This is a genomic window from Streptomyces sp. NPDC042002, from assembly GCF_055588305.1.
The window spans coordinates 3,516-23,417 of record NZ_JBVJCT010000054.1 but is presented as its reverse complement, the minus strand read 5'-3'; the positions used below and the strand labels follow the sequence as shown (position 1 = coordinate 23,417).

At 73.8% G+C, this 19,902-nt stretch carries 14 protein-coding genes; 10 read left to right on the top strand and 4 right to left on the bottom strand.

Annotated features, from left to right (window positions below; genetic code table 11):
• Positions 1-14: 14 nt before the first annotated feature.
• Positions 15-965, bottom strand: a complete 951-nt coding sequence (locus tag ACZ6KY_RS39365) for a lytic polysaccharide monooxygenase auxiliary activity family 9 protein (RefSeq protein ID WP_469315069.1) — start codon at positions 963-965, stop codon at positions 15-17.
• Positions 966-1,376: 411 nt separating this feature from the next.
• Here ACZ6KY_RS39365 and ACZ6KY_RS39360 point away from each other — a divergent pair, with 411 nt between their 5' ends.
• The 6 genes from ACZ6KY_RS39360 (at position 1,377) to ACZ6KY_RS39335 (ending at position 9,335) form a co-directional block, all read left to right on the top strand.
• A complete protein-coding gene (locus ACZ6KY_RS39360; RefSeq protein ID WP_469315068.1) occupies positions 1,377-2,573 on the top strand; it encodes a damage-control phosphatase ARMT1 family protein in 1,197 nt (398 codons plus the stop codon).
• Between the two features lie 165 nt (positions 2,574-2,738).
• Entirely contained in the window at positions 2,739-4,916 is a 2,178-nt protein-coding gene (gene cyc2 / locus ACZ6KY_RS39355; RefSeq protein WP_469315067.1) for a germacradienol/geosmin synthase Cyc2, read from the top strand.
• A 776-nt stretch (positions 4,917-5,692) separates the two neighbouring features.
• Positions 5,693-6,394, top strand: a complete 702-nt coding sequence (locus ACZ6KY_RS39350) for a PDZ domain-containing protein (RefSeq protein WP_469315066.1) — start codon at positions 5,693-5,695, stop codon at positions 6,392-6,394.
• 93 nt (positions 6,395-6,487) lie between these two features.
• A complete protein-coding gene (locus tag ACZ6KY_RS39345; RefSeq protein WP_469315065.1) occupies positions 6,488-7,108 on the top strand; it encodes a LysE family translocator in 621 nt (206 codons plus the stop codon).
• A gap of 94 nt (positions 7,109-7,202) precedes the next feature.
• A complete protein-coding gene (locus ACZ6KY_RS39340) occupies positions 7,203-8,327 on the top strand; it encodes an aminopeptidase P family protein (RefSeq protein ID WP_469315064.1) in 1,125 nt (374 codons plus the stop codon).
• 63 nt (positions 8,328-8,390) lie between these two features.
• The gene (locus tag ACZ6KY_RS39335) at positions 8,391-9,335 is read left to right on the top strand and encodes an aminoglycoside phosphotransferase family protein (protein ID WP_469315063.1); all 945 of its coding nucleotides are present in this window, start codon (positions 8,391-8,393) and stop codon (positions 9,333-9,335) included.
• A gap of 121 nt (positions 9,336-9,456) precedes the next feature.
• Here the strand turns inward: ACZ6KY_RS39335 and treZ are convergent, their stop codons facing one another.
• Entirely contained in the window at positions 9,457-11,202 is a 1,746-nt protein-coding gene (gene treZ, locus ACZ6KY_RS39330; RefSeq protein WP_469315062.1) for a malto-oligosyltrehalose trehalohydrolase, read from the bottom strand.
• A gap of 193 nt (positions 11,203-11,395) precedes the next feature.
• On the opposite strand from treZ, the gene ACZ6KY_RS39325 reads away from it, so the two are divergent.
• The 3 genes from ACZ6KY_RS39325 (at position 11,396) to ACZ6KY_RS39315 (ending at position 13,984) form a co-directional block, all read left to right on the top strand.
• Positions 11,396-11,962: an FHA domain-containing protein gene (locus ACZ6KY_RS39325; protein ID WP_469315061.1), complete on the top strand. Its 567-nt coding sequence runs from the start codon at positions 11,396-11,398 to the stop codon at positions 11,960-11,962.
• A 280-nt stretch (positions 11,963-12,242) separates the two neighbouring features.
• Positions 12,243-13,568 carry a M14 family zinc carboxypeptidase gene (locus tag ACZ6KY_RS39320; protein ID WP_469315060.1) on the top strand — a complete coding sequence of 442 codons (1,326 nt, stop codon included), beginning with the start codon at positions 12,243-12,245 and terminating at the stop codon, positions 13,566-13,568.
• Positions 13,565-13,984, top strand: a complete 420-nt coding sequence (locus tag ACZ6KY_RS39315) for an SSI family serine proteinase inhibitor (protein WP_469315059.1) — start codon at positions 13,565-13,567, stop codon at positions 13,982-13,984. The genes ACZ6KY_RS39320 and ACZ6KY_RS39315 overlap by 4 nt, the downstream gene beginning before the upstream one ends.
• A 1-nt stretch (position 13,985) precedes the next feature.
• On the opposite strand, the gene ACZ6KY_RS39310 is transcribed toward ACZ6KY_RS39315, so the two are convergent.
• Complete coding sequence (locus ACZ6KY_RS39310; protein ID WP_469315058.1) at positions 13,986-15,236, bottom strand: M14 family zinc carboxypeptidase; 1,251 nt, start codon at positions 15,234-15,236, stop codon at positions 13,986-13,988.
• Positions 15,237-16,215: 979 nt separating this feature from the next.
• Between ACZ6KY_RS39310 and ACZ6KY_RS39305 the strand changes: the two genes are divergently transcribed.
• On the top strand, positions 16,216-17,307 hold the full coding sequence (locus tag ACZ6KY_RS39305) for a cytochrome P450 (RefSeq protein WP_469315057.1): 1,092 nt from the start codon (positions 16,216-16,218) through the stop codon (positions 17,305-17,307).
• Here ACZ6KY_RS39305 and treY read toward each other — a convergent pair.
• Positions 17,267-19,735 (bottom strand): malto-oligosyltrehalose synthase, encoded by a 2,469-nt coding sequence (gene treY / locus ACZ6KY_RS39300; RefSeq protein ID WP_469315056.1) that lies wholly within the window; start codon positions 19,733-19,735, stop codon positions 17,267-17,269. The two genes, ACZ6KY_RS39305 and treY, sit on opposite strands and share 41 nt — an antisense overlap.
• Positions 19,736-19,902 lie beyond the last annotated feature (167 nt).

Genomic DNA, 19,902 nt, shown 5'->3' with positions numbered 1-19,902 from the left:
CACCGGGCCCGGATTCAGCGCCGGCGTCGCAGCGCGAAAGCGGCGCCGGCGGTGAGCAGCAGCGCCGCCGCCGCTCCCCCGGCGACCAGGGGGAGGGCGGGGCCGCCGCCGCCCGAGGTGCTGTCGGCGGCGGGCGCCAGATGATCGGTGCCCGCCTTCGCGGCCGGTGAACTGGCCTCGGGCGAAGGCGAGCCGGCGGTCGGTGACGCCGCCGAGGGGCTGGGCGTCGCGCTCGCCGACCGCGTCGCCTTGGGGGATTCCTTGGCGCTCTTGCCACTCGCACCGCTCCCCGAAGTCCCGGCGCTGCCGGTCGACTTCGACGCCCCGCTCCCGCCGGAGAACACCACGTCCGAGCACGAGTAGTACGTGTCCGTCGTGCTGGAGTTCTGCCAGATCGTGAACAGCATCTGGCGGCCGGTGCGGTCGGACGGCAGCGTGCCCTTGATGCGGTAGGCACCGTCGACCAGTGCCGGGTCGGTGGCCGTGGCGAACGGCTTCTCCGGCAGGTCGGACCACTTCAGGGGGCGCGTCGCGCTGTAACCCTGCTTGGTCAGAAAGAGCTTGAAGGTCCCCGTGTGCGGGATCGTCGAACTGTACTTGAGCGTGAGGGCCGCGCCGGGCGTCAGACGCGTCGACGGAAAGTCGGCGCGGGCCAGGTCGAGGCCCTTGTAGGCGGGCAGGCCCCCGCTGCACAGCTTCCCGTCCGGGATCACCGAGCGGTCCCGGCCGTTGACGCCGGCCACCCGCAGGTTGTCCCACGCGGTGAACGGCGAGCCGTTCGCGGCGATCGCCGCCCGGCAGGCCGCCGTCCCGCTCAGACCGCCCTCGGGCGAGCACGCGTACACCCGGCTGACCGGGGACGTCGGCGCGCCGTGCGCCGACGCTGTCCCGGCGGCCCACGTCGTGAGCAGCAGCGGAGCCGCCAGGGCGACAGCGGCCGCGGTGGCGGTGCGGTAGGCGGTCATCCGGAAGGTCTCCTCGATGCGTGGGCGAAGCGGCGTGCCGCCGTGCGCGGCCGGGACGCACGCCTCGCACGGGGCATGGTGAGATACGGGGCCGGAGCGCCGTGTGTTCAGATCCGCATTCCGCGCGAAACCGGACCACCGCGTCGAACCGTGGGCGGGCAAGGGCCGGACGGCGGCCGGATCGAGGGTTTTCCCGCTATCCCTCCCGCGCGCGGCCTGCCTATCGTTCAGCGCGACCGCCGACGGCGGCTGCGCACCCCCTGTCCAGGACAGGGCCGCGCAGGACACCGAGGCGGTCGACAGCTCGAAGCCGACCGACCTAGGCGGACCGCTGGGCTCTACGGGGGGAGGGGCCGCCCGGCGCGCAGCGCGTCGGACGGCCCCTTCTGCTCAGCCGGTACGGTGAGCCGCATGCCTGATCCCGCCGCAGTCGCCCGGTCCGCCGCCGATCCCGACGACGCTCCGGTGGTCGTGAGCTCGGTGCGGGGTTCGTTCCCCTGGAGCGTGCTGGCCCAGCGGCATCCCGCGCTCATCGGGAAGGTGCGGGACGCCTTCCCGTACGGCCCCGAACAGCGCCACGCGCTCGACGCCCTGCTCCGGAACTGCACCGAGGGGGTCGTCGAACCGCTCACGGCGTCGGCCACGGACCGCGGGCAGTGGGACGCCTGGGGCGGCCGGGAGCACTACGGCCGGTCCTGGTTCGACGTGCCCTTCCTCTGGTCCGAGAGCTATTTCTACCGTCAACTCCTGCAAGCAGTCGGCTACTTCACGCCCGGCCCATGGCAGGGCATCGACCCCTTCCGTCCCTTCAAGCTCGCCGAACTGGACACCCCGGAGACCGACGAGGAACTCGCCGCGCTGGACGACCTCGCGCGGCAGCCGGTCGAGGAGCGGGAGGAGGCGCTGCTGCTCGGCTCCCTGTGGGGCAACCGCGCGGACCTCGGGTTCAGGCTGGCCCGCGCCGAGGGCGGGACGGCGGCCGAGTCCCAGCTCGTGGCGAACGACGGAGAAGTACTGCGATCGCTGTTCGCCGGCGGCACCCTCTGTCTCGTCGCGGACAACGCGGGCCGGGAACTCATCCCCGACCTGCTCCTCGCCGACCATCTGCTCCGGCACGGCCGGGTCGAGCGGACCGCCCTGCACGTGAAGCCGTACCCGTACTACGTCTCCGACGCCACGACGGCCGACGTGCTCGACGCCCTGCGCCGTCTGACCGCCGCGAAGGGAGCGGCCGGCGAGGCCGGGAACCGCCTCTGGGCGGCCCTGTCCGAGGGCCGCCTCACCATCCGGGCCCACCCCTTCGCCTGCGCCCCGCTGCCGTACGCCGACCTGCCCGACGACCTCCGCCAGGAGTTCGCCGCGGCCGACGTGACCCTTCTGAAGGGGGACCTGAACTACCGCCGTCTCATCGGCGACCGGCTCTACCCCGCCACCACCCCCTTCGCGGTCGCCACCGACCGCTTCCCCGGTTCGGTGGCGGCGCTGCGGACCCTCAAGTCGGATGTCGTCGTCGGACTCACCCCCACCGTCGAGGTGGCCCTCGACGCCGCCGAGGGCCACCGCTGGCGCACCGGCGGCACCCACGCGCTGATCCAGGCGAGGGCCTGACGGACCGGCACCCCGGGCTCCTCCGGCCGGGCCGCGAGGTGGCGTTCGCGACGGCCCGACCGGACGAAGGGGCCACCGTGCGCGGCTTTCGCCCCGATTCACGCGATGGTGTGATCATGTCCTGGCCTGCGGATGTCCGCGCGGGGCCATGGGTAGGGCCCGGCCATGACGCAGCCGTTCGAACTCCCGCACTTCTACATGCCGTACACCGCCCGGCTGAACCCGCACCTGGACGAGGCGCGGGCCCACTCGGTCGAGTGGGCCCGCGGAATGGGCATGCTCGAGGGATCGGGCATCTGGGAGCAGTCCGACCTCGACGCCCACGACTACGGCCTGTTGTGCGCGTACACCCACCCCGACTGCGACGGACCGGCCCTCTCCCTCATCACCGACTGGTACGTGTGGGTGTTCTTCTTCGACGACCACTTCCTGGAGACGTTCAAGCGCACCCAGGACCGCGCCGGCGGCAAGGCCTACCTGGACCGGCTGCCCCTCTTCATGCCGCTCGACCTGTCGACTCCCGTACCCGAGCCGGAGAACCCCGTCGAGGCGGGACTCGCCGACCTGTGGGCGCGCACCGTGCCCTCGATGTCCGCCGAGTGGCGCAGGCGGTTCGCCGTCTCCACCGAGCATCTGCTCAACGAGTCGATGTGGGAGCTGTCCAACATCAACGAAGGGCGGATCTCCAACCCCGTCGAGTACATCGAGATGCGCCGCAAGGTGGGCGGCGCCCCCTGGTCGGCGGGGCTCGTCGAGTACGCGACCGCCGAAGTGCCCGCGTCCGTCGCCGAGTCGAGGCCGCTGCGCGTGCTGATGGAGACGTTCTCCGACGGCGTCCACCTGCGCAACGACCTCTTTTCTTACCAGCGCGAGGTCGAGGAGGAGGGCGAACTCAGCAACGGGATCCTCGTCCTGGAGACGTTCTTCGGCTGCACGACACAGGAGGCCGCCGAGACCGTCAACGACATCCTCACCTCACGGCTCCACCAGTTCGAGCACACGGCGCTCACCGAGGTGCCCGCGCTGGCGGTGGAGAAGGGGCTCACCGTCGCTGAGGTCGGTGCCGTCGCCGCGTACACGCAGGGACTCCAGGACTGGCAGTCCGGCGGCCACGAATGGCACATGCGCTCCAGCCGCTACATGAACAAGGGCGCTGTCGCGGAGGCGCGGCCCTTCGGCGTGGGCGGGTTCGGGACGTCCGCCGCGGACGTCGGGGCGCTGCTCTCCGCGGCCGGCGCGGAGCGGCTGCGCGCGTACACGCACGTCCCCTTCCAGAAGGTCGGACCCTCTCGACTCCCCGACTTCCACATGCCGTTCGAGGTCACCCTCAGCCCGCACCTCGCGGGCGCCCGGGACCGACTCGTCACCTGGATGCACGCCACGGGCATGCTCCAGGAGGGCGTCTGGGACGAGGACAAGCTCATCGCCTACGACCTGCCGCTCTGCGCCGCGGGCATCCATCCCGACGCGACACCGGAGGCCCTCGACCTCAGCTCGCAGTGGCTGGCCTGGGGAACCTACGGCGACGACTACTACCCGCTGCTCTTCGGCAACCGCCGCGACCTCGCCGCCGCCAAACTGACCACCGCGCGCCTCTCCGCGTGCATGCCCCTCGACGGCGAGGAGGTCCCCGTCCCGGTCAACGGCATGGAACGCGGCCTGATCGACCTGTGGCGGCGCACGACCGCGGAGATGACCCCGGACGCCCGGAGCACCCTGCGCGCGGCGGTGGACGTGATGACGGAGAGCTGGCTGTGGGAGCTGTCCAACCAGATCCAGAACCGCATCCCGGACCCGGTCGACTACCTGGAGATGCGCCGGGCCACCTTCGGCTCCGAACTCACCATGAACCTGTGCCGCCTCGGTCATGGCCCCGAGGTCCCGCCGGAGGTCTACCGCAGCGGCCCGGTCCGGTCCCTGGAGAACGCGGCCATGGACTACGCGATGCTGCTGAACGACGTCTTCTCGTACCAGAAGGAGATCGAGTACGAGGGAGAGGTCCACAACGGCATCCTCGTCGTGCAGAACTTCTTCGGCTGCGACTATCCGGCCGCGCTCGGCATCATCCACGACCTGATGACCCAGCGCATGGAGCAGTTCCAGCATGTCGCCGCCCATGAACTACCCATCCTGTACGAGGACTTCAAGCTCTCGGAGGAGGTGCGCGGGATCATGCGGGGCTATGTGGTGGAGCTGCAGAACTGGCTCGCCGGAATCCTGAAGTGGCATCAGGACTGCCGCCGTTACGGCGCGGCGGACCTGGCCCGGCGCGCCCACGGCTTCGTACCGGACCAGGCGTCCGCGCTGCCGTTCGCCTGGCGGGCGGAGCCCGTCTCGCTCTGACGGATTCCGACGGGTCGTGGAGTCACCGCCGGACGCCGCGGCGGGCCGCCTCGGAGAGTTCCGAGAGGGGCGCCGCGGCGGCCTCGGTGACCTCGCGGGCCTCCTTCGTGAGACCGGGGTCCGCCGCGGCGGCACGGGCGACCTCGTGGTGCTCGCCGACGACGAAAACGCCGAGGTTCGCGCCGCGCCAGTGCGCCGGCGTCGCGTCGGGGGCCTCGGCGGTCCCGTCGGCCCCGGTCCCCGACCCTGCCGCGAGCGCTTTCCTCAGCCGTGCCGAAGTCCGCGCGGCCGACCGGATCCGACCCGCCTTCCGCTCCAGCCGGGAGGGCGTCAGAAGCGCCGAGACCTTGCCCTGACCGGTGTTCTGGAGCGCTGTGTGGGCAGCGTCCGGAAGGTGTCGTCGAGCTCCATGAACTCGTGTGCCAGCCCGTACACTTCCGCGACTCCTCGCCGCTCGCGCCCGGTTCGGGCATGCCACCCAGCCCGCACCAGGTGTCGTACGTCGTCTCGCGGACCTTGCACAGCAGCGGAAGGTCCTCGGGCGGGCCGCGCAGGCCCACGAGCACGGCGGCGAGCCGCAGTTCGAGGGGGCACGGTCACCTTCGGCGCGCGGATCGGATCTCCTCGCGCACCGCACGGCGCACTCGCACGGGGTATGCCGACCGGCCTCTCGAACGGGGCCGACAGTCTCACTCGTTAGGGAATCGTCGCGCGCCCGATCGAGGGGTAGAGCAAGAGCCGAAGGCGGTCCGTAGAACATCTGCCGGAGGCGACTCATGGAACAGACCGCGTTGCGTCCCAAGCCGATGCCCGGTCGGAATCCGGGCGGCGGCGACCGTCCGGGCGGTGGCGCGCATATGTCCGACGGCGACCGTCCGTCCGGCGGAACCCCGCGCCCGCACGCCTCGCGGCGCCGGGGCAGGCGGCTGGTCAACCTGCTGTTCGGTCTGTTCGTCGGGTCGGTCCTCGTCCTGTCCGGGGTGGGGCTCGGCACGGTGGGCGCGACCGTGATCGGCCTGAGCAGACTGGCGGACCTCCAGAAGCATGCCGGTGCGGCCGGGCCCGCACGGGAACCCTCCGATGGCTCCGGAGCGCCGCGGCCCGGGGCATCCGGAGCCACACTGCCCGGCGTGACGCGGCCCGGTGGCTCCACGACGGAGTCCGGCAGCGGCAGCCCGATCCCGTCGGGGGAGTCCGAACGGCAATCCGCACGCGGGACCCTCGGGGTCGAGGCGGTCGACGCCCCCGGCGGCGGGGGCGCGCTGATCGTCGCCGTGCACATCCCCGGTCCCGGCTACACCGCGGGCCTGGTGCGCGGCGATGTCCTGCTCGCCGTCGGCGGGACCGACGTCACCTCGGCCGCCGACCTCGCGCGCGTGGTGGCGGCCGTGCGGCCGGGCAAGGAGGTCACCCTCCGCGTGCGCCACGCGAACGGCAGCCGCCGGCACCTGTCCGCGGTCCCGGGCATCGTGACCTGAGGAGACCTGAGCCTGTGGGCGTGGCGCCCGGTTCTGCCGGGCGCAAGGGAAAAGGGGCTGGTCAACCGGGCTGCGGCCCGTCACGATGGCCGCATGCTGAGCACCCTCGTCGCCTTCCTCGGCGCCTGCACCCTGATCGCGGCCTCGCCCGGACCGAGCACCGTGCTGATCATCAAACGGTCACTCGGCAGCAGGCGGTCCGGTTTCCTGACCGTGCTCGGCAACGAGACGGGTGTCTTCCTGTGGGGCGCCGTCGCCGCGTTCGGCCTCACCGCGCTGCTCGCCGCCTCCGAGATGGCGTACGACGTGATGCGGATCGCCGGTGCCGTGGTGCTCGTCGGCTTCGGCGTCCAGACGCTGTGGCAGGCGCGCCGCTCCAAGGGGACCGGTGACGGCGGCTGGGAGGGCGCGGAGAAGAGCGGCTGGGCGTCCTACCAGGGCGGGCTGCTGCTCAACCTCGCCAACCCGAAGGCGGCCGTCTTCGCGATGTCCTTCCTGCCCCAGTTCGTGCCCGAGGGCACACCGCACCTGCCCGCCATGCTCGGCCTCGCCGCGCTCTGGGCGGTCTACGAGGTGGGGTACTACAGCCTGTACGTGTGGTTCGTCGGCCGCATGAAGACCGTGCTGTCCCGGACGGGCGTGCGCCGGCGCCTGGAGCAGGTCTCCGGAGGCGTCCTGCTGCTCCTGGGCGCCCGCCTCGCCCTGGAGAGCTGACCAGGGGCGGGCGCGACCGGCTCGCGCGCACCCCACCGGAAGGGCAGGATGCTGCCGTAGCCCCCCGGGGAACTCCGGACACACGGAGGAATGGATGACCGCCGCCACACCCGCGCCCTTCACCGCCGACGACTACGAGGCCCGTATGCGGCGCGCCGCCGAGGCCGCCGCCGACGCCGGGCTCGACGGCGTCCTGGTCGCGCCCGGGCCCGACCTGGTGTGGCTGACCGGGTACCGCCCGGTGGAGACCGAGCGGCTCACCCTGCTGGTGCTGCGGGCGGGACAGGACCCGGCCCTCGTGGTGCCCACCCTGGAGGCGCCCGACGCGGCCAAGTCGGCCGGCGCGCCAGCGCTGACCCTCCACCCCTGGACCGACGGCACGGACCCCTACGCAGCGGCCACGCCGCTCCTGGACCGCGCCGGCCGCTTCGGTATCAGCGACAACGGCTGGGCCCTGCACCTGCTCGGCTTCCAGAAGCGGCTCCCCGACAGCCGCTACACCGCGCTCACCGACGCCCTGCCGATGCTCAGGGCCGTCAAGGACGCGGCCGAACTGGAACGGCTCGCGGCCGCCGGAGCCGCCGCGGACGAGGCGTTCGAGGAGATCCGGAAGGTCCGCTTCGCGAGCCGCAGCGAGTCGGAGGTCTCCCACGACCTCGCCGACCTGCTGCGCCGGTTCGGACACTCCCAGGTCGACTTCACCATCGTCGCCTCGGGCCCCAACGGAGCCAACCCGCACCACGAGGCCGACGAACGCGTCATCGAGCAGGGCGACATGGTGGTCCTGGACTTCGGCGGCCTCAAGGAGGGCTACGGCTCCGACACCTCCCGCACCGTCCACGTCGGCGAGCCGGACGACGAGGAACGCAAGGTGCACGACATCGTGCGTGAGGCCCAGGAGGCCGGCTTCCGTGCCGTGCGGCTCGGGGCCGCCTGCCAGGACATCGACCGCGCGGCGCGCGCCGTCATCAAGGACGCCGGGTACGGCGAGTACTTCATCCACCGCACCGGGCACGGCATCGGCGTCACCACCCACGAACCGCCGTACATGGTCGAAGGCGAGGAACAGCCCCTGGTCCCCGGCATGTGCTTCTCCGTGGAGCCGGGCATCTATCTGCCCGGCCGCTTCGGCGTCCGCATCGAGGACATCGTCACGGTGACCGAGGACGGCGGCCGCCGGCTCAACACCACGACCCGCGAGATGGTGATCGTCGACTGACGCGCGCCCAACGACCGCGCGGCAACCGCTTCGCCCCCGCACCCGGACGACAAGGGCGCGACCATGAACGAGCCACCGACCCCGACACCGACCCCGGAGACCGTCCGCCGGCTGGTCCTCTCCCTGCTCACCGACGACGCCGCGCCGGGCCCGGGTCCTGAGGTGCGGCCCGTCGCCGAGGAGGGCGGGCGCTCCACCTGGTGGGTGGGCCGGCACCATGTGCTGCGGCTCGCCCGGGACCGCGCGGCCTCCCTGCGGCAACGCCGTGAGCTGCGGCTGCGCGATCTGATCCGACCGCACGTCGGGGTCGCCGTCCCCATGAGCGTCGCGCGGGGCGAGTGGGCGAGCGGACTGAACTACACGCTGGACACCAAGCTGCCCGGCGTCTCCGGCGAGGAACAGGCCGTCTCCGCCCTCGGCGAGGCCGACCTGGCGGGGCTGCTGACCGGGCTGCGCGAGGTCCCCGTACGCCAGGCCGAGACGCTCGGGGTGCCGCGCACCCCGCCACGCTCCCTGGAGGCCCTGCGGGCCGCCGCCGTGCGAGCCGCCGCGCGGCTCCCCGCCGAGGAGTTCGACCCCGCGCGGTTCGACCAGCTCGCCGCGCCCGCCGCCGTCCAGCTCGGCGCGACGACCGGCGCCCCGGTCCTCGTGCACCACGGCCTCCTGGGCGAACACCTCGTGGTCAGCCCCGACGGGCGGGTGCGGGGCGTCCTCGACTGGACCCGCGCGGTGATCGGCGATCCGGCCGAGGACATCGCCGGGCTCGCCGTCGCCGTCGGCGCCCCCGCGGCCGTACGCGCCGCCACCCTCGCCGGATACGGCGCCCGCCCCTGCCTGCGCGGCCTGTGGCTCTCCCGCTGCGACACCGTCATCCGGCTCGCCGACCACTCGCGAGGCCGCTACGAAGGCCGACTACAGCCCTTGGAGGCCCAGTTGGGGCACGCCTGGGAGTCGATCCTGCTGGAGCGGGTCACGGACCTGCGGGACGGACCGGACGAGGCACAGTAGGGGCGCGCGGCTGTCCTTCGCGTGCGGGCGACCGTCCCCCTTCGCGTGCGGGCGACCGTCCTCCGAGGACGGCCGAGCGCCCTCCGCGCACCGGCGAGGGCCCTCCGTTCCGGTGAGCGACTTACGCCTGGGTCAGCACCACGCATGACTCGCCCGGCACGTTCAGCACCCCGTCCGCGCCCGGCGCCTCGACCGGATCCCAGGCCGCCAGGACGCGCGCGCGTCGGATGCCCAGGGGGATCGCCGCGGGGTCCTTGGCGAGGTTCACGGCGATCCGGACGTCACCGCGCCGCAGGGCCAGCCAGCGCGCCCGCGGATCGTGGGCGACCCTGACCGCCGCGAGATCGGGGTCCGAGAGGTCGGCCTGGCGGTGGCGCAGGGCGATCAGCTCGCGGTACCAGGCCAGTACGCGCGCGTGGTGGGCCGTTTCGGGCTCCGACCAGTCGAGGCAGGAGCGGTCCCGGGTCGCCGGGTCCTGCGGGTCCGGCACGTCCTCCTCGGCCCAGCCGTGCGCCGCGAACTCCCGCCGTCTGCCCCGCCGTACGGCCTCCGCGAGCTCGGGGTCGGTGTGGTCGGTGAAGAACTGCCAGGGCGTCCCGGCGCCCCACTCCTCGCCCATGAAGAGCATCGGCGTGAACGGCGCCGTGAGCGTCAGCGCGGCGGCGCAGGCCAGCAGCCCGGGGGAGAGGGAGGCCGAGAGCCGGTCCCCCTGGGCGCGGTTGCCGATCTGGTCGTGGGTCTGCCCGTAGCCGAGCAGCCGCTGCGCCGAGACACGCGCCCGGTCGAGCGGCCGCCCGTGATGCCGCCCGCGGAAGCTGGAGTACGTGCCGTTGTGGAAGAAGCCCGACGTCAGCGTCTTGCTCAGGGCCGTGAGCGGGGCCTGCGCGAAGTCCGCGTAGTAGCCCTGCGCCTCATCGGTCAGCGTGGTGTGCAGCGCGTGGTGGAAGTCGTCGTTCCACTGGGCGTGCAGTCCGAGACCGCCCTCCTCACGGGAGGTGATGAGCCGCGGGTCGTTGAGATCCGACTCGGCGATCAGGAAGAGCGGCCGGCCCAGATCCGCGGCCAGCGCGTCCACGGCCGTCGACAGCTCCTCCAGGAAGTGCAGCGCACGGGTGTCCCGCAGCGCGTGCACCGCGTCCAGCCGCAGTCCGTCGAGCCGGTAGTCGCGCAGCCAGGCCAGCGCGCTGCCGACGAGGTACGCGCGCACCTCGTCCGAGCCGGGCGCGTCGAGGTTCACCGCCGAGCCCCAGGGCGTCTGATGCGTGTCCGTGAAGTAGGGCCCGAACGCGGGCAGGTGGTTGCCGGACGGGCCGAGGTGGTTGTGCACGACGTCGAGGACGACTCCCAGGCCCAGTTCGTGCGCCCGGTCGACAAAGCGCTTCAGCGCCTCGGGGCCGCCGTACGGCTCGTGCACGGCCCACAGGGAGACACCCTCGTACCCCCAGCCGTGTCGGCCGGGGAACGGGCACAGCGGCATCAACTCGACGTGCGTGACGCCCAGTTCCGCCAGATGTCCGAGCCGGTCCGCCGCCGCGTCCAGCGTGCCCTCGGGCGTGTACGTACCCACGTGCAGCTCGTAGAGGACCGCGCCCGGCAGCGCGCGTCCTGGCCAGTCGGCACGCCACGCGTACCGCTCCTGGTCGACCACGGCGCTCAGTCCGTCGGGGCCGTCCGGCTGCCGGCGCGAGCGGGGATCGGGCAGGACGGGACCGTCGTCCACCGCGAACCCGTAGCGCGTGCCTTCCCGCGCGTCCGCCTCGCCCGTCCACCATCCGGCCCGCCCGGGATCGCGGTCCAACGCGCACGTGACACCAGCGTGGTGGAGTGTCATCCGGTCGGCCCGCGGTGCCCACACCTCGAATCGCACAGTCCGTTCCCCCTCGTCAGCTCGCGGTGATCCAGCCTGTCCATGGTGCTTCACATGAGATCAATTCGCTTCAGGATCCACCCTTTTGCCGCGTGTTCGTCGCCGTTCGGTCGCGCGAACGGCCGCACTCGGCCCCACCAGCCGTTTCCGGGTCTTCTGGACACCCCGTCGTTACTGCCCGACAATCACGAACGTGACGTCGTCCTTCGAGTTCCACCCGTACCCCGCGCGGCTGTCCGACGCGGAGCGCGACCAGGCGCTCAAGTCCCTCCGTGACGGCGCCGCTCTCGGCCGCCTCTCGCACGACACGTTCATCCGCCGCATGGAGCTGGCGCTCGCGGCCCGCCGGTCCGAGGAACTCGCCGTGCTCACCGCCGACCTGCCCGCCGGCGACGTGCCCGTCGGGCGCCGCTGGTCGAAGATGGTGTTCGGCACCGTGGAAGCCGTCTCCGGCTTCACGGTACGGCTGCGCAGGGCGTGGCAGGCCGAGCGGCTGCCCAAGCTGCAGCTCCCCGCCGCCGTCAACCCCTACCCGCTGCGCATCGGCCGCGACCCGGCCAGCGGACTGCGCCTCAACCACGAGACGGTGTCCCGCGTGCACGCCGAACTGAGCCTGCAGGGCGGGGTGTGGGTGCTGCGCGACCTCGGCTCGACCAACGGCACGACCGTCAACGGACGGCGCGTCATCGGCGCGTCCGTCGTGCGGGACGGCGACCAGATCGGCTTCGGCCGGATGATGTTCCGCCTCGCCTCCGACTGAGCCGCGCCCTGCCTCGGACCGAGCCACGGCGCCGCGCGGCCTGCCCATGATTGCCGGCGTGCTCGAGTGGTCCCGGCGTGCCCGAGGAGTCCGCGGGTGCCGGGTGACCGGACCTCGGACCGGGGTTCACCCGTCGATCCCCGCAACATCCGTCGCGTCCCGCGGTGTTGACGTACCCCCTCAGTCGTGACTGACTGTGCGTACATCGTGCACATCTTGTGAATCGACGGCGCCGTACGAGTGGAGGTGTGCTCTGCCGCCACTCCGCCGTTACCAGACCGTGGACGAACTCGGCGTCCACGCCGCCGCGCTCGTCGCCCGGCGCCCCGACGCCGCCCGGCTGCGCCGCGTGGGCACCTCCCGGGCGGGCACACCACTGCTGCTCCTGTCCGTCGGACACGGCAGCCGTCAGGTTCTCGTCGTCGCCGGGCCGCACGCCAACGAACCGGTGGGTGGCGCCACCGTCCTGCGGCTGGCCGAACGGGCGCTCTCCGACCCCCGCTTGACCGAGGGCGCGGACGCCACCTGGAACCTGCTGCTCTGCCTCGACCCCGACGGGTCCCGCCGCAACGAGGCCTGGCTCCGCGGCCCTTACACGCTCGGCCACTACTTCCGGCACTTCTTCCGGCCCGGCTTCCTGGAACAGCCCGAATGGCTGCCGGAGGGCGCGGACGCCGCCGTCCTGCCCGAGACCCGTGTTCTGCTCGGCCTGCAGGACGAGCTGAGGCCGTTCCTCCAGTGCTCCCTGCACGGCGTCGACGTCGGGGGCGCCTTCGTCGAGCTGACCCGCGACCTGCCCGGCCTCGCCCAGCGCGTCGCGCACAGCGCGGCCCGCCTCGGCATCCCGCGCGAACTCGGCCCGTACGACACCCTGTACTGGCCGACGCTCGGCCCCGCCGTCTACCGCGTCCCGCCACCGCGCAGGGGAGACCTGGCCGCCGCCATCACGGAGGCCGCGGTCGATTCCACCTGGTTCCACCCGCAGCCGCACGGCACGGTCACCGCGATCGTCGAGGCACCCATGTGGGGTGTCGGCGCCGTCGAGGACCCGGCGCGCCCCGCCGATCCCGACGCGGTGCTGCGCTCCGTCAGCCGCACGCTGCGGCACGACACGGGGGTCCTGCAAGGCATCCTGGCCCGGGTACGGCCCGGCCTCGGCGACTCGCCCGACATGACCTGTCTGCTCGCGCCCGTCGACGACTATTTACTGGTCGGCCCCGGACTCGCCGACTCCTGGGACCCCGACGTACGGAACGCCGGGACGCGTGCCCTGCCGCCGCTCGACACCGCCCGTCTCACCGCCCTGCGCCTCGCCGGGCGCCGGGTCGCGCTGCGCACGGCCGGGCTGCTGCACCAACTGGTCACCGCCTCCGGGCAGGACCCGTGCGACGCGCTGCCCGAGCTCGACCGGCTGATCGACGCGTGGTGCGCCGACTACCGCGACGGCTGCGGGGCGCGCTGGATACCGGTCGCACGCCAGGTCGAATACCAGGCGCGCGTGGTGCTCTCCGCGTTCGAACTCGCCGGGCGCGGCGCGAACGCGCGCTCCCGTTCGGGTGACTCGGGCTGGACCGCGCAGGCCACGGTGCCGATGCACCGGGAATGACGAAAACCCTTCGAGCGATCCGCGCCGGCCTGCTCGTCCCCCTCGCGCTCCTCGTGGCGGGCGCGGCCCCGGCGGCCCACGCGGCACCCCGGCACACCCTGCCCGGCGACTGGCTCCGCCTCGCCGTGACCCGCGGCGAGGCACACACCGACGGCGTCCTCGGTGTCCTGCTGCTCTGCGACCCACCCCGGGGCCACGCCCACGCGGCGCGGGCCTGCCGTCAACTCGCCGCCGCCGGGGGCGACATCGGCCGTATCCCGCGCAGGTCCGGTGCCATGTGCCCGATGCTCTACGCGCCGGTGACCGCGACGGCGTACGGCGAATGGGGCGGCCGCCGGATCGACTACACGCACGCGTTCTCGAACTCCTGCGTCATGGGGGCCGAGACGGGCGCGGTGTTCGACCTGTCGAGCTGAGTCAGGCCGCGCTGTCGCGCGCGTGACGGGCGGCCGCCACCGCCGTACGGGCCTGGTGCTCGACCTGGTTCTCCAGCGGCACCCAGCGCGCGCGGAAGCGCTCGGCGAAGGCGTCGCTCCAGTCGGCGACGAGCTGTTCGAGCCGGGGTGCCTCGCGGTCGTCGGCCTCCTGGAGGACGCGCAGCAGCATCGAGGCGGCCCGCAACGGGATCCGCCGCCCGAACGCGTCGACACTGCCCACGTACGCCATCGTCGCGTCCACCGGGGGCGGCTGCGACCAGTCCGCGGCGAGGCCCGGCACCAGTTCCAGCGCCCACTTCGCGGCCCGCAGCAGGGGCCCGTCGGGTCCCCGCAGCCGCGGCAGGGCCCGCCCGAGCACCGCCTCCACCTGGTCCGCGTCGGTCCGCAGCCGGTGGGCCAGGCGTCGCATCGCCGCCGCGGGGGCGGGGTGCGGCGCCGGATCGTCCACCAAGTCGCTTGCCCACATGGGTACTTCCACGACGGCCGTCAGACCGCCGTACCGGTGGGCGTGGTACCAGGTGCTGTGCCGGGCGTCGTCCGGCATGCTCGGGTACGCCGTGTCCGAGCCGGGCGCCGGCATCACATGCACTCCCGGCCCGGAGGCGGGCCAGCCCGCGGCGTCCGACGCGGCCGTCTCGACCGGGATGCGCAGCTCCGCCGCGGACTTGGCGAAGGGCTCCGCGAGGCCCGGGATGTCCTTGGTCAACTGCACCCAGCTGCCGCCCAGATCGGTCCCGTGCAGCGTCACCTGGAGGTAGGGCCGCACTTCGTCGATGACCCGGGTCAGCGCGCGGGTCTCCGGCGGCAGCCGGTCGGGCGGCAGCACGGAGGGCGACCACTCCGGCTGCTCGGGTCCGGCCGGCCGGAAGAAGCCCAGGTGGTACTCGAGCAGGGTCCGCGGCGCGGGCGTCACATGGAGGCTCGCCCCGTCGGGGTCCGCGCAGAGCAGAAAGTGCCAGGAGGTGTCTCTTCTCAACTCCCGCTGTTGCAGCGCGCGTTCGGCCAACGACAGCAGCGTCGAACCACCCGTGGGTTCGTTGGCGTGGGCCCCGGCCACGACGAGGACCGCGCGCCGGGCGTGGCCGACGGACAGCAGGTGGAGGGGCCTGCCCGCACGGGAGGCGCCCACTTGTCTGAGAACGCACAGGTCGGGCCGGTGGGCCGCCAACGCCCCGGCGGACGAGACGATTTCGGTCACACTGGGGTAGCGCAACTCCGGCAGGTGACTCACCCCCGACTTGTCCGCCCTGCGTCGCTTTTGGCAGTACTCCACGGTCTCGGGGAACTGTCAAGGACGCGACGGGGCGGCTCCGAGGGGCGCCGGGCGGCATTTTCCGCCGCCCTCGGCGGTGGCGGGTGCGCGAGCCTTCCCTTCCGGATCGGACCGCGTCGCGCAGGCCTGCGGATAACCGGGGCGGGTGTGCCGGAACGGGCGCTCGGGAGGGGGACCGGCGTAGGCGCGTGCCTTGGGCGGGCGCGCCGGGGCGATGTACACGATTCACCCGTACGGGTGTACGGGAACTGCGGTCCCGGGCGGGCGGTGGTCGACTCGGAACAACCGCGCGCGGGTCCGGCGCGCAGATCCGAGGTGGTGGCCCGCGGTGCTGTGTCCTCACGGCCTTCCCGGCGAAGGCGGCCCGACGGCGATACCGGCGGGCCCACCGGTCACGGGCCCGCCACCTCCTCTGCCTGCCACCGGCGAACCGTCCCCGGGCGCCGCGGACCCCCGCCCGTCCCCGCCCGTCACGGGCGGGCCGCCCCCACCGGCCGCGGTCTCGCACCCGCCGCCACCGGCCGCGGTCTCGCACCCGCCCAAGTCGGCCGTGGGTGAGTCGTTCCCGGGCGCCGCGGACCCCTGCCCGTTCCCGCCGGCCTTGGGCGAGCGGCCCCCGCCCCTCGTGAGCCCGCCGCGCGTCGCGGGCTCTTGGCCGTCGCCGTCGGCCATGCGGGAGCCGCCCCCGCCTCCCGTGAGCCCGCCGCCCGTCACGGGTGGGCCGCCCCCGCCGGTCGTGGGTGAGCTGTCCCCGCCCGTCACGGGCTCGCACCCTTCCCCGCCCGACGCGGGCGCGCCGTTCCCGCTGCTCGCGAGCCCGGCGCCGACCCCCGTACCGGGGTGTCCTTCGTCGGCGACCCCGTTCGCGCCGCCGCGTCGTTCGTCAGGCGCGCCGTACACGCCGCCGTACGTGCCGCCGTGTGTGCCGTCCGCGCGGGTGACCGCGACCCCGAGCCTGCTCGATCCGGGCGTCGAGCGTGATCCCCACCCGCTGTACCGCACCCTGCGCGGACGCTTTCCCCTGGTGTACGACGAGCCGTTCGGCGCCTGGCTGATCAGCAGGTACGCCGATGTCCGGGCCGCGCTCGCGGACCCGCGGCTCGTGGCACCCGAGCCCGGACCCGCACCGGCCCGCCGGGCGGACGGCACGCGCGGCGCGTACCGGGCCGTCGTGTCCTCGGCGCTCGGGGACCGCGCGTCGGCCGCCCTCGCGGCGGGGGTCGAGCGCACCGCGTACGTCCTCGCCCGCCGTCTGGCGTACCGTCAGGAGGCGGATCTGGTAGCCGAGTTCTGCCAGTGGCTGCCCGCCGCCGCGGCCGTCGCCGCGCTCGGGCTGCCGTACGAGGACACCGCGCGCGTGCACGCCTGGTGCCGTACCGGACTCGACCACCTCGGCGGTCACCTCCCCGGACTCGACGCCTACCTGCGCCCCCACATCGCCCGCCGCCGTGCCCACCCCGGCGACGACCTGCTGTCCGCGCTGTGCACGGCCCGGCCCGGCGGACGCCCCCTCCCGGACGAGACCGTGACGGCTGTGGCCGGGACGGTGCTGGGCGCGGCCGGCGAGACGACCGCACGCGCGCTCGCGTCGTTCCTCGCCAGCCTTCTCGACCATCCACGCCAGTTGGACCTGATCCGGGCCCGCCCCGAGCTGACGGGCGGCGCCTGGGCCGAGTCGCTGCGCCGCGATCCGCCGCTGCAGATCGTGCCGCGCCGGGCGCTCGAACCGATCGGCCCGATCCCCGAGGGCGCCACCGTGGCGTGCCTGCTCGGCGCCGCGGGCCGCGACCCGGCGCGGTTCGCGGACCCGGACCGCTACGACGCCTTCCGCCCCGACCCGGGCGAACTGGCGTACGGTCCGGGACGGCACTCCTGCCCGGGCGCCCCGCTGGCCCGGCTGACGGCGGAGCACGGTCTGCGCGCCCTGCTCGCCGTCCTGCCGGACCTCCGCAGGGCCCCGGGACCCCGGCCGCGCCCCGAGGGTCTGATCAGCCGGTCGCCCCGGACCCTGCCGGTGTGTCCGCGCTGACGCGCTCCAGCAGCACGACGGGCGACCTCCCGAAGAGGTCCGCCACGCGCGCGTGCCCCGTGAACTCCCGCTCCGGCGAGTCCGGGGAGAGCACATCGGCCCACCGCCCGGCGGGGAGCGGCAGACCGGTGTCGCGCCAGCCGCCGGCCTCGGCCAGCCCCAGCGACAGCCGGGTGACGGCCGTGATCACCTCTCCCGACCGCACGAACGCCACACAGTGATCGGCTCCGGAACCCTCGGCCGGCAGCGGCGCGTACGTCGCCGAGCCGCCGAAGACTCCGGGCCGCCGGGCGCGCAGCCGCAGCGCGGCGGCCGTGAGCGCCACCTTCTCGGCGGACAGGTCGCGCGGCGCGAACGTCCCCCGGTTGTCCGGGTCCACCAGGGCCCGGTACTCGTCCTCGGTGCCCTGGTACACGTCGGGCACCCCGGGCATCGTCAGATGGACCAGGGCGGCCCCGAGGACGTTCGCCCGGACGTGCGGCGCCAGGGAGGCCCGCAGGGCGGCCACGCGCCGTCCAGGGGGCCCGCACGGCCCCTCGGCGACGAACGCCGCCACCGCGTCCTCGTACGCGGGATCCCGCTCGGTCCAGGCGGTGCGCGTCCCGGCCTCCCTGACGTGCTTCATCAGGGCGCCCCGGACCCGCTCCGTGTAGGCCTCGCCCCCGTCCTCCGGCTCGCCCCCGTCCTCGCCGCCGGCCGGGCCGAGGCCGAACACCGTCTGCCAGGCGGCCCACGCCACCTGGAGGTCGGGCGTCCCCGGCCCCTCGCCGGTCACCTCCGCCAGGACGTCGGACCAGGCTTCGGGGCACTGGGTGAGGACCGAGACGGCGGCGCGCACGTCCGCGCTGCGTTTCGTGTCGTGGGTCGACAGGACGGTTCCGGTCGCGGGCCAGTCGCGCTGCACGCGCGCGCAGTACGCGTGGAAGTCCTCCGGGGACACCGCGGGGCTGCCCGGGTCGCCGCCCACCTCGTTCGCGGACAGCAGCGGCACATAGCGGTAGAACGCCGTGTCCTCCACGGACTTGGCCCGCAGCGCCGACGAGGTCTGCGCGAACCGGGCCCGGAACCCGGCCGCCTCGGGCGTGTCCCCGTCCCGCCCGAGCACCAGATCCCGTACGACGTCCACGGCATGCGCCTCCTCGGGCACCCGGAACGCCGTCCTGGCCTCGGCGGCGGCCCGCTCGGTGACCACCTGGGACGCGTCCGTGGACGGATAGGGCCGGTACACCTCCAGCCGGACCAGGAGCTCCCGCAGCGCGGCGCCCAGGGCCCACGGGGCGTGATCGCGCAGGGCGGGGTCGGGGGAGGCGGCGCACAGCGCGCTCACCTCGCGCGTGAGGCGCTCGACCTCCGTGGCCAGTTCGTACGTGACCACCTTGTAGGCCGCCCGGCGCACCGTGCTCTCCCAGTGGCCGCCCCGGTCGGCCTGCGGCCCCGCGAACCGCCGGTAGCGGCCGAGGATCCGGCTCGCGCCCGCCGCGTCCGTGAAGAGACCGTCGACGTGCCGCAGGGCGTCGTAGCCGGTGGTGCCCGCCACGGGCCACGCGGGCGGCAGCGGCTCGCCGTCCGCGAGGATCTTCTCGACCACCGTCCAGCGGCCTCCGGTCGCCGCGTGCAGCCGTCGCAGATACGCGTCCGGGTCCGCCAGCCCGTCCGGGTGGTCGATCCGCAGTCCCTCGATCACACCGTCGTCGAGGAGTTCCAGGATCTTCGCGTGGGTCGCCGCGAACACCTCAGGGTCCTCGACACGCACCCCGATGAGTTCCGAGATGCTGAAGAAGCGCCGGTAGTTGAGCTCGGTTCGGGCCAGCCGCCACCAGACCGGGCGGTACCACTGGGCGTCGAGGAGCCTGGGCATCGGCAGCTTCTCGGTGCCCTCGCGCAGCGGGAACACATGGTCGTAGTAGCGCAGTATGTCGCCGTCGACCTTCAGGTGGCCGATCTCGGCACCGAGCCGGTCCCCGAGCACCGGCAGCAGGAGCCGGCCGTCCTGGGCGTCCCAGTCGATGTCGAACCAGCGCGCGTACGGCGACTCGGGGCCCTCCCGCAGCACCTCCCACAGGGCGTGGTTGTGACGCGGGGCCATCGCCATGTGGTTCGGCACGATGTCCACGACGAGGCCGAGGCCGTGCTCCCGCGCGGTGCGCGCCAGGGAGCGCAGTCCCTCCTCACCGCCCAGTTCGGCCCGTACGCGCGCGTGGTCCACCACGTCGTAGCCGTGCGTCGAGCCGGGGACGGCCTCAAGGACGGGGGACAGATGCAGGTGGGAGACGCCGAGCGAGGCCAGATACGGCACGGCCGCCTCGGCACTCCGGAAGGGGAACCGCGGCTGGAGCTGGAGCCGGTAGGTGGCGGTCGGCACGACGGGAACCACCGGGCCGGGGACGACCGAGTCCACGATCGCCGGTTCGGGACGCTCAGGTGTCATGAGCGTCTACGTACCCGCCCGGCCGGGTTTCTGTCACCGGCGCCCGCAGAAGGGCCCGCACGGCGCTCCGATCCGGAGCGCGAAACCCCCATCCCGGGGGGGGGGGGGGGGTGATGGAGGCCACACGTGCTTGGGACCTGGAGGGGCCCTTCTCGGCGGGCCTCTTA

What these genes read in the sequence shown, in the direction of transcription:
- ACZ6KY_RS39365 (WP_469315069.1), bottom strand. Translation starts at nt 965, where the DNA reads ATGACCGCCTACCGCACCGCCACCGCGGCCGCTGTCGCCCTGGCGGCT.
- ACZ6KY_RS39360 (WP_469315068.1), top strand. Translation starts at nt 1,377, where the DNA reads ATGCCTGATCCCGCCGCAGTCGCCCGGTCCGCCGCCGATCCCGACGAC.
- cyc2 (WP_469315067.1), top strand. Translation starts at nt 2,739, where the DNA reads ATGACGCAGCCGTTCGAACTCCCGCACTTCTACATGCCGTACACCGCC.
- ACZ6KY_RS39350 (WP_469315066.1), top strand. Translation starts at nt 5,693, where the DNA reads ATGGAACAGACCGCGTTGCGTCCCAAGCCGATGCCCGGTCGGAATCCG.
- ACZ6KY_RS39345 (WP_469315065.1), top strand. Translation starts at nt 6,488, where the DNA reads ATGCTGAGCACCCTCGTCGCCTTCCTCGGCGCCTGCACCCTGATCGCG.
- ACZ6KY_RS39340 (WP_469315064.1), top strand. Translation starts at nt 7,203, where the DNA reads ATGACCGCCGCCACACCCGCGCCCTTCACCGCCGACGACTACGAGGCC.
- ACZ6KY_RS39335 (WP_469315063.1), top strand. Translation starts at nt 8,391, where the DNA reads ATGAACGAGCCACCGACCCCGACACCGACCCCGGAGACCGTCCGCCGG.
- ACZ6KY_RS39315 (WP_469315059.1), top strand. Translation starts at nt 13,565, where the DNA reads ATGACGAAAACCCTTCGAGCGATCCGCGCCGGCCTGCTCGTCCCCCTC.
- treY (WP_469315056.1), bottom strand. Translation starts at nt 19,735, where the DNA reads ATGACACCTGAGCGTCCCGAACCGGCGATCGTGGACTCGGTCGTCCCC.